Below are 15630 nucleotides of genomic sequence, written 5' to 3' on the forward strand. Positions count from 1 at the left end.
GATAAATATTTTTAAAAAGTGTTGTGGTAATTCAATATTTTTGTATCTTGCAGCATCAATATTAAACAATTAAAACTTTAACATTATGAAAAAAATTTACATTTTAGCACTTCTTTTAGGTGCATTTAGTTTTTCATCTAACGCTCAACAAGAGCTATTTGATGATTTTGAGTCTTACAACTTGGGTCCTATTTCAGCACAAGCTGCACATTGGAGAAACTGGTCTGGTGTTGACGGTGGTTCTGATGATGCTAACGTTGTTGATGATGAGGCTTTTGGCGGTTTACAGTCTGTATATATACCAGACAATGAGCTTACAGATTTAATTCTTTTGGTGCCTTCCGCTCCTATTAGTGGAGTTTACACAATTCAATTTAACGCTTTAATTCCTGCGGGACAAAGCGGTTATTTTAACATGCAAGCCGCACTTACTCCTGAAGGAACTGCTTGGGTTCAAGCTTTGATGGGTGGTAACGTTTACTTTAACTGCGATGGTGCCTCTGGAGGTATTGGTGGAGTTACTGGTGTAATTGACTGTTCAGTTTTTGACCAAACTTTCACTTATCCAGAAGACCAATGGTTTAAAGTTGATTGTGTTTATGACATCGACAACCAAGCTTGGGATATGTATATAGATGATGTACAATTTGTATTTGCTTATCCATTCGCATTTGGTCCACAGGTATTTATTGAATTGGCAGGTCTTGATTTCTATTCTGCTGCTCCACACAACCAAATGTTCCTTGATAATATCGTACTTTACAATGGTGTTATTGGAACTGAAGATTTCTCAGCAGATAAATTTTCTGTATATCCAAACCCAGTAAAAGATATGTTAAACATTAAGTCTAGTACTGCTGTTGACAATGTTACTGTATATGATCTTTTAGGAAAAGTAGTTCTTCAGGAAAATCCTGGGACAATTTCTCCAGCTATCAATATGAGTAATCTTGCTTCTGGATCTTACTTAGTTAAAGTAACTATTGGAAACTCTTCCAAAACAGTTAAGGTTCTTAAATAAGACTTTTAAAAAGCTTTTTTACCCAAAAGGCTCTTCATAATGAAGAGCCTTTTAATTTTAATCAATTAAAAAAATACATTATGAAAAAAATTTACGTTTTAGCACTTGTTTTAGGTGCATTTAGTTTTTCAGCGAACGCTCAAGTAGAGCTAACTGATGATTTTGATTCTTACAACTTAGGTCCTATTTCAGCACAAGCTCCACAATGGAGAACTTGGGGTGGTATTGATGGTGGTTCAGATGAGGCTAACGTTGTTGACGATGAGGCTCAATCTGGTTTACAATCTGTTTTTATTCCAGGCAATTTAGCTACAGACTTAATGCTTTTGGTGCCATCGGCTCCAACTAGCGGAGTTTACACCATTGAATTTTACGCGTTGATTCCAGCAGGAAAAGGTGGGTATTTTAATATGCAAGCTGCCTTAACACCAGAAGGAACTCCATGGGTACAAGCTTTAATGGGTGGAAATGTCTTTTTTAACTGTGACGGCGCTTCAGGTGGTATAGGTGCAATTGATGCCAGTCCCGCAGGAGCAGAATGTACAGTTACTCAGGCCTCTTTTACCTACCCAGAAGACCAATGGTTTAAAGTAGATTGCGTTTATGACCTTGACAATGAAACTTGGGATATGTACATAGATGAGGTTCAATTTTTCTTTGCAGAACCTTTCGCATTTAACACACAAGTATTTATTGAATTGGCAGGTCTTGATTTTTATTCAGCCACTGCTCATAACGAAATGTATATAGATGATGTTACACTTTACAATGGTAACATCCTTGGAACTAATGATTTCGCTGAAAACAAATTCTCTGTATATCCAAACCCAGTAAAAGACATGTTAAACATCAAGTCTAGCGCTGCTGTTGACAATGTTACTGTATATGATATTTTAGGAAAAGTTGTTCTTCAGGAAAACCCTGGAACTATTTCTCCAGCTATCAACATGAGCAATCTTGCTTCTGGATCTTACTTAGTTAAGGTAACTATTGGAGATTCTTCTAAAACAGTTAAGGTTCTTAAATAAGACTTTACAAAACTTTTTTACCAAAAGGCCCTTCAACATTGAAGGGCCTTTTTTTATTTATTTCCTGTAATGAATCACAAAATCAGATAAAAAGTAGCTGAAATAACACTCTAACAAATTATATTATATTAAAAATGTTGAGTCAAAATAATATTATTGTATCTTAATACTTAGATATCAAATGATTAAAAATTTAACGCGATGAGAAAGAAATACATTTTAGCACTTCTTTTAGGTGCATTCAGCTTTTCATCTTACGCTCAATTTGAGTTATTTGATGATTTTGAATCTTATACCTCGGGTTCCTCCATATGTTCGCAATCTACTCATTGGAGAGCTTCGTCTGGTATCGATGAAGACTGCGCAAGTATTGTAGATGATGAAGCATTTTCTGGCTTACAGAGCTTATATATATCAGGAAATGGATTTGACGAAATATTGTTATTGGTTCCATCTGCCCCAACATTCGGTGTTTACTCAATTGCATTTTATGCTTTGATCCCTGGAGGGAAATCTGGATATTTTAATATGCAGGCCGACCTTACTCCAGATGGCATGTCTTGGAACCAAGCTTTAATGGGTGGTCATGTTTTCTTTAACTGTGATGGTGCTTCTCCAGGTCTTGGTATTGTTTCAGAAATGTATGACTGCTCAGCTTTTAATCAGTCTTTTACGTTTCCAGAAGATCAATGGTTTAAAGTTACCTGTGTTTATGACCTCGATAACCAAACTTGGGATATGTACATAGATGAAGTTCAATTCGTATTTGCTCAGCCTTTTGCTTTCGGTTCTAAGGTTTTTACTGAATTAGCTGCGCTTGAATTCTACTCAGCAAGTGCCAACAATGATATGTATATTGATGATGTAGTTATGGGACAGCCAACCATAGGCACAAATGATTTCTCAGCTAATAAATTTTCTGTTTATCCTAACCCAGTTGAAGATATGTTGAATATTAAATCTACTGAGTCTGTAGATAATGTTACTGTATACGATCTCTTAGGAAAAGTAGTTCTTCAGGAAAACCCTGGAAAAATCTCTCCAGCTATCAACATGAGTAATCTTGCTTCAGGATCTTACTTGGTTAAAGTAACTATTGGAGATTCTTCCAAAACAGTTAAGGTTCTTAAATAAGACATTTAAAAAATCTTTTTTACCAAAAGGCTCTTCAATATTGAAGTGCCTTATTTATATTTGAAAAAACAAAAATATCAAACCTATGTGGGCTAAAAAAATATTCCTTTTCTGTTCAATATTTATTTTTATTTCCTGTGCTGAACTACAACAAGTAGTAGATGCACTTCCCAATCAAACAGGGATTGGTATGGATCCTACTATGATCGCAAACGGTCTGCGACAAGCTTTAGACTTAGGAATAGACAAACAGGTTACCAAGCTTACCCAAAAAGATGGTTTTTACAAAAATCAACTGGTTAAAATTATGTTGCCACAAGAATTGCAGAAAGTAGACCAGACCTTACGCGATATTGGTCTGGGTAGTTTGGCCGATGAAGGCATAAAAGCGCTTAACCGTGCAGCTGAAGACGCTGTGAAACAAGCTACACCAATATTTATAAATGCAGTTAAGGATATTACCTTCTCAGACGCAAAAACCATACTTCTTGGACCAGATAATGCAGCTACAAATTATCTAGAACAACGTACCAACAATGCGCTTTACTCAAAATTCAATCCTGTTATTAAAAGCTCTTTTTCAAAAGTGGGTGCCGACCAAATTTGGAGCAATATTATTACAAAATATAATTCCGTGCCTTTTGTGACCAGAGTGAACCCAGACCTTACAGATTACGTTACCAATGAAGCGCTAAAAGGTGTTTATAAAATGATTAGTGTTGAAGAAAAAGATATTCGTAACAATATTTCTGCGCGGACTACAACATTGTTAAAACAAGTTTTCGCACTACAAGATTAAGTAATTTTAAGATTTTTAACATAAGTCTCTTAAAAGACAACAGATTTATGACTCCATTAACCTTGCGTTAATACTAACTTATCTTTTTCAAAAGTATCTTTGTTCCAACAATATAGCATTAGAAATGATAAGTTGGTTCAGAAAAAAATCCAGAGTTGAAATACTAAAAGAAAGATATACTTTTTTAATGAAACGATCTTTCGAAACGGCTTTAAAGGATACCGAAAAAAGTGAAAAGATGCATCGCCAAGCCGATAAGATTTTTCAAGAAATACAATACCTTTCACTTCAGCGAAGTGATAAGTAACATTTAGTGAAGCGTTTTAAAATAACCAAACGCTTGTATAAGTCGACTGCCATACCAACTAAAATATTCCCCGTCTACCAATTTTATTTTAGCATCAATTTTATTTTGCAATTCCACAACATGCTCATCCTTGAATGGATATGGCTCTGTTGAAAGAAGCACCAAGTCTGCACTTTTTAATAAATCCCATTCCACTTCTGGATAGCGAGAAATTTCTTCAATAATGCAGTTCTCAAAATTATTCAAACGCAAAAGAGCATTTATAAAAGTATCCTTTCCAGCAGCCATATAAGGATCTTTCCATATTAAATAAAGCACTTTTTTTGAAGGGAAGTCTTTCAAATACAACTTAAATCCATCCCATTCCAATTCAATTTTTAAAATTATTGCAGAAGCTTTTTCAGTAACATCAAATACTTCTCCAAGTCGTTTAATCATTTCGATACTTTCTGTAATCGTGGAAATATCACTGACCCACACAGGGGCAATACTTTCCAACTGAAGCACCATTTCTTCGGTGTTTTCCTCTTTGTTGCAAATAATAATATCTGGCTTGAGTAATTTTATTTTGGTAAAGTTGACTGTTTTGGTTCCTCCCACAATCGTTTTTTCCTTTCGTAAATTAGCTGGATGAACGCAGAATTTAGTAATACCAACAATATTTTTACGTAAGCCAAGGTCAACCAACAATTCTGTTTGAGATGGAACCAGCGAAACAATTCGCGAAGGAATATTGGCAAGTGTTATGGTTCTATTTAATTGGTCAATGAATTCCATTGAGAATGGCTTTCATTTCAAGCTGCATGTTTTTGGCTTCCCGCGCTGCAGCTTCTGCAAAATCATTATTTTTTGAAGCATAAATAATCCCACGTGAAGAATTCACAAGCAACCCAATATTTGAAGATAGTCCATATTTACAGACTTCTTTTAAGCTTCCGCCCTGCGCCCCAACGCCAGGAACCAATAAAAAACTATCGGGAACAATTTTACGAATTTCTGCAAAGTATTCAGCTTTGGTAGCGCCAACAACATACATTAAGTTTTCACTATTGTTCCAGTCTTTTGAAGTTTTCAAAACTTGCTTATACAATTCTTCTTCACCAATTTTTTTAGTTTGAAAATCGAAAGCACCTTCATTGGAGGTCAACGCAAGCAAAATAGTATGCTTATTTTCAAAAGCAAGAAAAGGCTCAACAGAATCCTTCCCCATATAAGGCGCAACGGTTATAGAATCAAAACCCAAATCTTCATAAAAAGCTTTTGCATAGCGGCTAGAAGTATTGCCTATATCACCGCGTTTTGCATCAGCGATGGTGAAGATTTCCGGATGGTTTTCGTTTAAATAATTTATGGTTTTTTCTAGTGCTTTCCAGCCTTTTAAACCATAAGCTTCATAAAAAGCCGTGTTTGGTTTATAGGCAACTGTATATTGGTGCGTAGCATCAATAATAGCCTTATTGAAAGAAAATATAGGGTCTTCTTCTTTTAAGAGAAATTCAGGGATTTTATCAAGATCTACGTCTAGGCCAACGCAAAGAAAGGATTGCTTCTTTTTTATTTCTGAAATTAAATTCGCTGTAGTCATAGTCTAATATTTCAGAAGATTGGATGTTTAAAAAGTTTCGCCCGTTTCTTTCAATTTCTCTGTATTACTAACCAATTGTAGCTCATCAATTATTTCCTGAATGTCACCATTCATAATATTTCCAAGATTATACAAAGTAAAATTTATACGGTGGTCAGTAACGCGGCCTTGAGAATAGTTGTAGGTCCTAATTTTTGCGCTACGGTCTCCACTGGTTACCATCGAGCCACGTTTTAATGCATCTTCCGCCTGCTTTTTGGCAAGTTCCATATCATACAAACGTGAACGAAGCACTTTAAAAGCCTTCTCTTTGTTCTTGTGTTGCGACTTTTGATCTTGACACTGAGCCACCAATCCTGTTGGAACGTGTGTAAGACGCACCGCAGAATATGTCGTGTTAACAGATTGCCCACCGGGTCCTGAAGAACAAAAGAAATCTACGCGAACATCTTTGGGGTTAATCTCAATATCAAACTCTTCCGCTTCCGGAAAAACCATCACCGTTGCAGCGCTGGTATGTACTCTTCCTTGTGTCTCGGTTTGCGGCACCCTTTGTACACGGTGAACGCCTGCTTCAAATTTAAGGGTTCCGTAAACGTCTTCACCTTCTATTTCAAACTGTATTTCTTTAAAACCGCCGCTGGTTCCTTCGTTAAAATCGATCACATTTGTTTTCCAGCCTTTATTCTCGCAATATTTGGTGTACATCCTGAAAAGATCTCCTGCAAAAATACTCGCTTCATCTCCACCCGTTCCCGCTCTTATTTCCATCACGGCATTTTTACCATCTTCGGGATCTTTCGGAACTAAAAGAAATTTAATTTCCTCTTCCAATTGTGGTACACGAGTCTTTGCCTCTTCAAGTTGTAGCTTTGCCATTTCAACCATTTCTGCATCGCTGCCATCTGATATAATAGCTTCAGCTTCGGAAATATTATCGGTGAGTTCCAAAAATTCTGATCGTTTGTCCATCAAAATCCTTAAATCTTTATATTCCTTGTTCAACTGAATATAGCGCTTTTGGTCGCTCATTATATCTGGTTGAATAATGAGGTCGCTCACCTCGTCAAAACGTTGTTTTATTATTTGAAGCCTGTCTAACATATACATTTTATAATGGTTGCAAATTTACAATTTTTTAGGGGAATGGAAACGATTGCCAAAGGTTTCAATTTTGAAAAAAGTCCAATTGAATATTGGTTTTCTTAAGTGTGCTTTTATGTAATATCAGTTATCAAACTTTTTGGGTTCTTTAAATCCAGAAACGAAAAATGCACGAGTGTGTAAAGACTAAGCACCAATAGCACTCTTGCCAAGAGCACGAAAGCAATACTATCTGTGAGTTTGTAGTAGCCTATTCCTCTAAATATTTCTGCAAAAATTATCAGAAATATCAGAAGTGTGAAAGCCATGGATTGGGCCGTATTGTAGAAATGGTTATAAAAAAGAGCCAAGAAAGCCAGTAATATTCCGCAAAAAGCACTCAAAATCATGAAGACGTATTGCGTATAATTTAAGGTCATTTCTTTCATCAATTCAACCAACTGAATGAACAAATAACCATTCACAAGTATCATTAAAATAAAAAGGATGGTAAACGTTTTTGTCAGTTTTCTTAAATTGAATTTTGGAACAATATACCAAAGAAGCATTAAAAAAGAAATGAAATTCAATATCATGGAGATACTGGCCATAATGCTGTTTTCATACCAGACGGTTGTAATACTTGATGCGCCATAGAAGAAAAGGAAACCAATCAACCACTTTTGGATATTTTTTCCGTGTGCAATCAATAAGTAAAGCAATGTGGTATAACAAATAATGCCACGCAATAAACGAAACAAAAAAACATTCTGATATGCGTAAACAACAATACTTAAAATGATAAAAAAAACCGCTAGAATGCCTAGCCCCATTTTGTAATTTTTGAAGAAAAGTTTCTCTGACATTCGGTAGTAATGATATGAGAATAAAATGTATTTAACTCAAAATCATTTGCGAATATAGTTGAAAATATCAATATACAAATTCGCCCATTGCTGTTTTAATAGTCAATTTTTTTGAAGGAGCCGCCTCTACCCTACCTACTATTTGGGCATCAACCTTAAAGGATTTTGAGATTTTAATTATGCTTTCTGCAATTTCAGCGGAAACGTAAAGTTCCATTCTGTGACCCATATTAAAAACTTGGTACATTTCTTTCCAATCGGTTCCACTTTCAGACTGAATAAGTTTGAATAGTGGCGGAATTTCAAACATATTGTCTTTTATAACATGAAGGTTTTCAACAAAGTGAAGGATTTTGGTCTGTGCGCCACCACTGCAATGTACCATCCCGTGAATTTCTTTATTGCTGAATTGTGATAAAATTTCCTTTATTATAGGGGCATAAGTACGTGTTGGTGAAAGCACAAGCTTACCTGCGTTTAAAGGACTATCCACTACTGAATCCTGCATTTTTTTCGAACCCGAAAAAACAAGTTCTTCCGGAACAGAAACATCAAAACTTTCTGGATATTTTTTAGCTATGTATTTTTCAAAAACATCATGTCTTGCCGAAGTGAGCCCATTACTGCCCATTCCACCATTGTATTCCTTTTCATAAGTAGCTTGACCAAAGGACGCCAACCCTACAATTACATCTCCAGGTTTAATATTGGCATTATCTATAATGTCACTTCGTTTCATTCGCGCTGTAACTGTGGAATCTACGATAATAGTCCGAACAAGGTCGCCAACATCTGCAGTTTCCCCACCCGTGGAATGAATGGTAACGCCGTATTGTTTCATTTCGGCTATCAATTGTTCAGTGCCATTTATAATTGCTGAAATAACCTCACCCGAAATTAGATTCTTGTTTCGCCCGATGGTTGAGGAAAGCATAATGTTGTCAACGGCACCCACACAAAGTAAATCGTCGATGTTCATTATAAGAGCATCTTGAGCAATTCCTTTCCAAACAGATAGATCGCCTGTTTCCTTCCAATAAACATAAGCTAGTGAAGATTTTGTTCCGGCTCCGTCTGCATGCATAATCAAGCAATAGTTTTCATCGCCTGTGAGATAATCAGGGACAATCTTACAGAATGCTTTTGGGAAAAGGCCTTTGTCTACATTTTTGATGGCATTGTGCACATCTTCCTTACCGGCAGAAACGCCTCGTTGTGCGTAACGTTTTGAAATCTCTTTACTCATTTGATGTTGTTAAGTTGCAAAAGTACGGATTAAAAAAAAGCCCACAAAGGTGGGCTTTTAAGGTTTTGAAATTTATTTTGGTTATTCCCAATCGGGCATAAATGAATTTGTAAATAAAAGGAGATCATTCTGGTTATCATCAAAAAGAATAGAATAAATATCAGGAATGGCATTGGTATTATTCTTTACCCTAGTAAATATCACTCCACCTTCTGAAGGTGAAAACCTAGTGTCTAATTCATTCTCACCAGTTATTGCATCAGTTTCCAACTGCACTGGCGGATCCGGACTCCCGATTGTTTTTAGGAATATTCGGCTTTCAAATATTTTATATGCCGAATTTTGGGCTTCCTCGGTATCCCAAAAGTATAATACTCTATCAGCATTTGCGGATAAATCAATTCCACCTGCTGCTCCTTGAACATTTTCAAGAATTACATTTTCTTCCAAATCTGTGGAAAGTCTTACTGTATAAATACGAACTTCATACCCACTAGAATTATTTGTTTTTAGTAAAACTAGATCATCATCGAACTCGGGAACTGCTACTTCTGATATGAATGAACCATCGCTGGTGGTATATTCCAATTTATTTCCTGTTCCATCTGGATTTATGGAATATAATTTATCAAAATGAGGGTAATATAGTTTACTATCGCCTAGTGCCCAAGTATAGCTCAATTGTTCAACTCGGAAACCAGCTAAAGGTCTTTGGCCAGTAACTTGACGCACATCTGTTCCATCAAAATTCATGGTATATATTTGAGTGGCTCCTCCTGAATTTCGTAAAAATGCAATTCTATTAAGTACGTTACTTTTCCGAGGTTTAAAACTATTCACATTTTCACTAGTAAGCTGTAAAACATTAAAATCCGGTTCTTGTCCATTGCCTGCTAGGGGGTCTTCTCCCCCTGAATAAATAACCAAATTATCATTCATTTTCTTTACAAAAATGAAAGGGTTGTCAGGGAAGGTAAGTGTTTTGAATTCACTTATAATAGACCTTACAGGATCATTTGTATCATCTGTAACTGTTACTTGCCAAAAATATTTAGTCGCCAATTGAAGATTATTGACCGTATATGAGGTGTCCTGACCAACTTCAAAAATTTGCATCTCATCAGTCGATCCATTTCTTAAATCTAAAGTGTAGGTAAGTTCATCTCCATCGGGATCAGAAGATTCCCATATAAATGTAACCTCTAGAGGCAACTCCTCAGCCCCATCTTCTGGTGAAACTAATGTTGGTGCTAAAGGCGGTAGGTTTTCAGTATCTGCAACAGTTAGTTCGAACGACACCTGCGACAATACACCGTCAAGAACAGTAGTAGATTCAAAAGCAGATGAATATCCCGCTAGTTCAGCTTGCACTGAATAGTCGTCAACTATTATATTATCCATATTAAAATTACCCAAACTATCAGTAAATACGGTTGTAGATGCAGGATTTGTTGTGATTTTTGCACCGCTAAGACGCTCACCAGTCACTTTATCCACAACTTTTCCAGAGATACGGCCAGTGCGCACAACGTCTAAAGTATCTTCGCTGCAACTGAATATTAAAATCAGGAAAATAGCGGATATGAAAATATTATACTTGTTCATCATCAGTTTTTCAATTAAAAAAAATTATAACTTAAAATAATAATTTAAACCCAAACCTATATTGTAATAATAATCATTTCTTTTTCCGTTGACAGCTTTCTCGAGCTTATCAGTAAAAACAAGGTTATGTTCCCCATATAATTTAACTCCAATTTTATTCGAAATAAAATATTCAACACCTAAACCGTATTGAACTTTGAAAAAAGGTTCTCCAAAATCAAGGGAATTATCAACAGGATCAAGGACACTCATTATTACTCCCGAACCAGCATAGATAAAAGGTGTTAACTTATCGTTCGGTAAAAGGGCAAATTGACCATTTAAATCTAAGCTCCCAAAGATATTGTCATATTGAACTCCATTATCAATTTTAAAAACAGAAGTATTGAGGTTTACATTAAAAAAGCGCCCAAAATGCCTTTGATACTCGAGTCGCCCTAAAAATCCTAAGTTTTGCGTGGAGTAATCATTATCCGGTAGATTACCTCCTCCGGAAATTCCCAAGGAATTTAGACCTTCTCTCCCCACTTGCAATCTATCAAGCAACAATGTTGACTCATCCTTTTCCTTTTCAGCAAGATAATCTGCTACTAATTGGTCATTTACTTCTTTCCCTCCTTGCGAGCTCCAAAACTGTTTTTGAATACCTTCGATTATAAGATCATGAACCGCTTTTTCTATAGCATCTTTCATAGCTAATTGAACGGGTTCATTTTGTGTAACCCCTGTCTCAGCTTCCAATAACCTTTGAAATTTTACAAAACGAAAAAAACTGGCATCAATGGCCTGTGAAAGGATTGTTTTCGAAACATAAACAGTTTTTAGTATTTCACCATTACTAGTAGAAACTGCTCGCAAATAAATAGTTATTCTGTCCTGTCTATACTTTGCCGAGCCACCCAATCCAAAATAACGGGCTCCCATCCCTCCTGTGATAATATTTGTATCATAAGAAACTACGCCCCCTTCCAACAAAAGACCAGCATATAAAAGTGGTGGTAAAGGAGGTTCATTGGGATTTAAATTTTTAATATATTCTTGCTTGGTATTGCGAATTATATTACGTTCTGTAGAAAGATTGTTGAAATTCTCTCTTTCCAATGGTATAAACCATCCCGAATCCTCCAAAGCTTTTATAAGCATGGTTGTTCCCCCTTGGGAAACCGCTGTGCTAAATGTACTTCCGTTTTCTACAGCCTTATATTGACCCGTTTGATCGCTAAAATTATAAACCCCCACCTCAACTGGTTCTGCTGCAGGCGGTAAATCTAATAATAATCGGGTTGATTTAGAAAATTCTCCAGTTCTTGACGGCTCTTGAAACATTGGTTGATTAAAATAAGCCGCACAAGAGGAAAATAAAAAAATTCCCAACAACAAAATTGCTTTGTAAAATATTCTCATCTATTTTTATTAATTTGGGACAATAACTTGGGTTTCTTCCCCATTGGAAGTATCAAGGATATTAATGACCAATCCTTCATCAGATTGGTAAATTTCTACATTCAAAGTACCATAGGTAAAACTTCCTTCCTGATCAAAATTTCCCAATCCACCTATTTGCTGTTGCAAAAGTATTCGTGAAATCTGGCTCAATAATTGACGATTGAGGTTTGATCCAAATTTTTTTAATTCAGATTCTTGATCGCGTGCGTTGGTTGGAGCTGTAAGCTTATTTTGGGAAGTTGCGGAGCTTAGCAACCAGTTATAATTAAAGGTATCACCACCGAATGCAGGATTTAAAGGCTTATATGAAAATTGCTGCGCAAAACCAGCTGTTGCAAAAAACAACATAACAATTATAGGGAAAAATAGCTTAGATTTTTTCATTTTAATAGCGCGTTAGGGTTTCGTCTTTTTGTTTTTCCAATTTTTGAAGATATGCAATACAGCGATCTAGTGCGGACTTTGCCATAGTTTGCAAGAAAGACTTCTTTGGTTGTGAGAAAAACTGCCATAATAACTGATCATCAATCTTCACAGAAATCCTTGTATTTCTGAATTTGCCAGGCACCTCCTCAATAAAAATATTTTTTTTAGTATTTACTTGTCGATTATAATAGTCTGAATAAAAATACTTATAAAAATCTCGCCCTGCCTTAGTTAAGGTTTTTTCTAACACCAGTCCTCCAACAATTACACCGTCCTGGGGAGCAGCTTCATCTCGATTCTCCTGTTTTTCATGGACAGAAAGTTCGTCCTTAACAACCTTTTGATACCCATTATCCGAGTTCAATTCTATACGGTCTTGTCCTACAGGCCTATCGTCAATATCATATAATACCAATAATAATATAATTTTTCCTTCTTCACTATAATTTATGGCGACAGAAGAAAGTATTTTTTTTTCATTTCCCTTTAAAAAGAGAAGATTGGATTGGTTATTTTTTGAGGTATTGTTATTATTGTCTTTTTTAAAAACTGAAAAATCGTATCTCAAATTAACATCTGTAGGAGTTAAATTTTCGGCAGTTGCAGTAAATGTAAAAAATTCACTATCCTGCTTCACATAAATCTTAGCCACAAATTCCTTATTGTAAATTTGTGCACTCACACTAACACTTAAAAAAAGAATTAATAGGAGTGTAAAATTTTTCAGATTTTTAAATATATATTTCTGAAATTGAATCATTTAAAAAGAACTTCTAATTATTAAATCAGGGGAACCTTCAGTTTGTCTAAATTTTAATGATTTCGTAATCTCATTTACACCATCGCGCTCAAAATAATTATTCCCGTTTTGTTCCAAATCTAAAGAAATGTCAGCGTTCGGGTTATTCACAAAATCCACTATACGATTGTTGTTTCCATTTTGAACTAAATCTGCAACAGCAGTATTTGCTGTATACTCTAATTTTGTATCGTTTGAGTTTCCGTTTTGTAGAAGATTAATTTCACTAGCGTTTGTATTAGTACGAATATCGGTAGTATTATATTCACCTATTTGCTGAACAGACACTGAGTTTCCTTGAATCAAAGCATTTTTTGGGTTGGGACTACTTATAATACCCAAGTTGGCCAACATTAGGGGCGTTATATTTTCACCTTCTAAAACGATGGGGTTTTTATCATCTGCTCCATACGTCTGTGACAAAGCCACATTAGTGAAGAGAAAAAATGCCAAAACAAAAACTGTTTGTTTAAATATTGTTTTCATAATTATAAAGATATTAAAATTATGTGAAAAGGAGGACTTGTATTCGCCCTCCTTTGAATTTATCTAAAAAAATAGCAAAAAAGGCTTAACACCCTGAACAAATATCAGATAGATTAAAATCTAAATCTGGGTAGTTCATTGTAGGGTTGTTTGGGTCTAAGAAACTACAGTCTATACCGTCAGTATTAAAGTTGCCATTTGGACCCAATTGCAAAATATTAGCTTGGTTTCCAGTACCATCTTGTTCAATTGTATAACTATGGCCTCCTCGTTGAACCAAAAGGGCTGCATTGTCAGTACCATATTGTGAAGTTATACCTCTGTTACCGTTTCCATCCTGAAAAGTGTTTAACAAATTGCCATTACCTACCTGCGTTGACATTACAATATTATTGTCATCCGCTTGGCGCTGCCATGCTTTGTTACCACTACCAACCTGAGCCAAACCAGCAGTGCTCTCAGTTCCTATTTGGTCTTGTCTTCCATAGTTTCCAGTTCCATAAGAGTTCTGTAAAATATATGCATCGTTTCCATAACCAGACTGATATTGTTCTGAATGATTAGCATTACCGTATTGGTGAGATTCAGCATCCAAATCGCCTCCATCTTGGTTTTGAAGCGCTACAGAATTTGTGGTTGTTCCATTTAGAGCATCATCATTAATCCTAGAATCAACGGCATCTAAAGATGTTTTAATTCCTGATATTAGACCATCCTGGTTAGCACCTTGATCTACTAAAGCATAATTTACAAAACCAGAATCAACCATATCAGATTGATCTTGTACTTGTTTTGATAAATTATTGTCGCCAGTTTGGTAAGCAAAAGCCCAATTAGATTGACCATCACCACTCTGCATAATTGCATTTTGGTTGTCATTACCTAATTGCTCAGTATAAGCGTAATGACCTGCAGTTCCGTTTGGCCCTGCATTCTGATTTACCATAGATTGGTTTGCATTTCCATTTTGAATGGTCCAAGCTTCACTATTGTCATAAGTCTGTTGTATTGAACCTTCGTTATTTTCACCGTCTTGATCAACCACGGCAACATTATTTTCAGCTTGCTGCCCAGTTCCTTGACGGATCCCTGCCTTGTTTCCAGAACTCGATAGATTGTTTTGACCTTGCCGCGTTATAGCACTGTTATAATCTCCTTCCTGTTTGGTTTGCGATCTATTATCGGACCCAGATTGTAATACTTCAGCAGCATTTTCTACACCGCTTATTGCCTGTACTGCTCCGGTTTGCATCACCTTGGCTTGGTTACCGCCAGTGCCAGTTCCGTCATCTTGAAATGTATATACTGACTGTGATGTTCCTGCTTGTTGCACACGCACTTTATTGGCATTTCCATTTTGTACTGAGAGACCTGTATTTGCTCCTGCTGCAGCTCCTGGAAGCGCAGGCTGTAAAGTAGCCGTAGGCGCAGGACCCACATATTGTGGTCCATAAGGAGCTGGGTTTAATTGTGCAAATGCAAAAGTTCCAGCCAAAAGGGCAAAAGCACTGAATATTAATTTCTTCATAATATAAGTTGTGAGTTTTAAATTAAAAGCGAACTATAAATCATACTTAAAAACTCACCCATCCCCTAGGAATGGGCAAGTCTATTAATTATTGAATTTTAGCAGCCTCCGCAGATATCATCTAAACTTACACCTGGGAAATTGTAATTCATATCCAAATCAACCGGCTCATCAAAATCACAATCAACTGCACCAGCTCCAAAGTCTCCATCAGGACCCATTTGAAGGATGTTAGCTTGGTTTCCACCAGCAGAACGATCTAGCACACCTA

The 15630-nt window shown here is 36.1% G+C and carries 16 protein-coding genes; 5 read left to right on the forward strand and 11 right to left on the reverse strand.

The genetic code is table 11. From position 1 onward, the window contains the following. Window positions 1-85 precede the first annotated feature (85 nt). The 5 genes from ESU54_RS12345 (at window position 86) to ESU54_RS12365 (ending at window position 4289) form a co-directional block, all read left to right on the forward strand. Window positions 86-1021 (forward strand): T9SS type A sorting domain-containing protein, encoded by a 936-nt coding sequence (locus ESU54_RS12345; protein ID WP_111845726.1) that lies wholly within the window; start codon window positions 86-88, stop codon window positions 1019-1021. A gap of 80 nt (window positions 1022-1101) precedes the next feature. Next, window positions 1102-2049 carry a T9SS type A sorting domain-containing protein gene (locus ESU54_RS12350; RefSeq protein WP_111845727.1) on the forward strand — a complete coding sequence of 316 codons (948 nt, stop codon included), beginning with the start codon at window positions 1102-1104 and terminating at the stop codon, window positions 2047-2049. Window positions 2050-2250: 201 nt separating this feature from the next. Next, window positions 2251-3183, forward strand: coding sequence for a T9SS type A sorting domain-containing protein (locus tag ESU54_RS12355; RefSeq protein ID WP_111845728.1), 933 nt, complete (start codon window positions 2251-2253; stop codon window positions 3181-3183). Between the two features lie 85 nt (window positions 3184-3268). Beyond that, window positions 3269-3982 carry a DUF4197 domain-containing protein gene (locus ESU54_RS12360; RefSeq protein ID WP_111845729.1) on the forward strand — a complete coding sequence of 238 codons (714 nt, stop codon included), beginning with the start codon at window positions 3269-3271 and terminating at the stop codon, window positions 3980-3982. A gap of 124 nt (window positions 3983-4106) precedes the next feature. After that, window positions 4107-4289, forward strand: a complete 183-nt coding sequence (locus tag ESU54_RS12365; protein ID WP_111845730.1) for a Lacal_2735 family protein — start codon at window positions 4107-4109, stop codon at window positions 4287-4289. A gap of 3 nt (window positions 4290-4292) precedes the next feature. On the opposite strand, the gene ESU54_RS12370 is transcribed toward ESU54_RS12365, so the two are convergent. The 11 genes from ESU54_RS12370 to ESU54_RS12420 form a co-directional block, all read right to left on the reverse strand. Further along, window positions 4293-5066, reverse strand: a complete 774-nt coding sequence (locus ESU54_RS12370) for an ABC transporter substrate-binding protein (RefSeq protein ID WP_111845731.1) — start codon at window positions 5064-5066, stop codon at window positions 4293-4295. Beyond that, on the reverse strand, window positions 5053-5874 hold the full coding sequence (gene pyrF, locus ESU54_RS12375) for an orotidine-5'-phosphate decarboxylase (protein WP_111845732.1): 822 nt from the start codon (window positions 5872-5874) through the stop codon (window positions 5053-5055). Before pyrF ends, ESU54_RS12370 begins: the two co-directional genes overlap by 14 nt. Before the next feature lie 27 nt (window positions 5875-5901). Continuing rightward, on the reverse strand, window positions 5902-6978 hold the full coding sequence (gene prfA, locus ESU54_RS12380) for a peptide chain release factor 1 (RefSeq protein WP_111845733.1): 1077 nt from the start codon (window positions 6976-6978) through the stop codon (window positions 5902-5904). Between the two features lie 113 nt (window positions 6979-7091). Next, entirely contained in the window at window positions 7092-7823 is a 732-nt protein-coding gene (locus ESU54_RS12385) for a hypothetical protein (RefSeq protein ID WP_111845734.1), read from the reverse strand. Between the two features lie 67 nt (window positions 7824-7890). Then, window positions 7891-9069: an AIR synthase related protein gene (locus ESU54_RS12390; protein ID WP_111845735.1), complete on the reverse strand. Its 1179-nt coding sequence runs from the start codon at window positions 9067-9069 to the stop codon at window positions 7891-7893. An 81-nt stretch (window positions 9070-9150) separates the two neighbouring features. Then, a complete protein-coding gene (locus ESU54_RS12395) occupies window positions 9151-10677 on the reverse strand; it encodes a carboxypeptidase regulatory-like domain-containing protein (RefSeq protein WP_235004633.1) in 1527 nt (508 codons plus the stop codon). A gap of 21 nt (window positions 10678-10698) precedes the next feature. Beyond that, window positions 10699-12078 (reverse strand): CsgG/HfaB family protein, encoded by a 1380-nt coding sequence (locus ESU54_RS12400; RefSeq protein WP_111845736.1) that lies wholly within the window; start codon window positions 12076-12078, stop codon window positions 10699-10701. A 9-nt stretch (window positions 12079-12087) separates the two neighbouring features. Next, window positions 12088-12504, reverse strand: coding sequence for a curli production assembly/transport component CsgF (locus tag ESU54_RS12405; RefSeq protein WP_200830118.1), 417 nt, complete (start codon window positions 12502-12504; stop codon window positions 12088-12090). A gap of 1 nt (window position 12505) precedes the next feature. Further along, window positions 12506-13198, reverse strand: coding sequence for a CsgE family curli-type amyloid fiber assembly protein (locus ESU54_RS12410; RefSeq protein WP_170253282.1), 693 nt, complete (start codon window positions 13196-13198; stop codon window positions 12506-12508). A 108-nt stretch (window positions 13199-13306) separates the two neighbouring features. After that, window positions 13307-13831 (reverse strand): hypothetical protein, encoded by a 525-nt coding sequence (locus ESU54_RS12415; RefSeq protein WP_111845739.1) that lies wholly within the window; start codon window positions 13829-13831, stop codon window positions 13307-13309. 85 nt (window positions 13832-13916) lie between these two features. Then, window positions 13917-15359, reverse strand: a complete 1443-nt coding sequence (locus tag ESU54_RS12420; protein WP_111845740.1) for a curlin — start codon at window positions 15357-15359, stop codon at window positions 13917-13919. Window positions 15360-15630: the final 271 nt, after the last annotated feature.

Source organism: Aequorivita antarctica (assembly GCF_007997155.1).
Classification (GTDB): domain Bacteria; phylum Bacteroidota; class Bacteroidia; order Flavobacteriales; family Flavobacteriaceae; genus Aequorivita; species Aequorivita antarctica.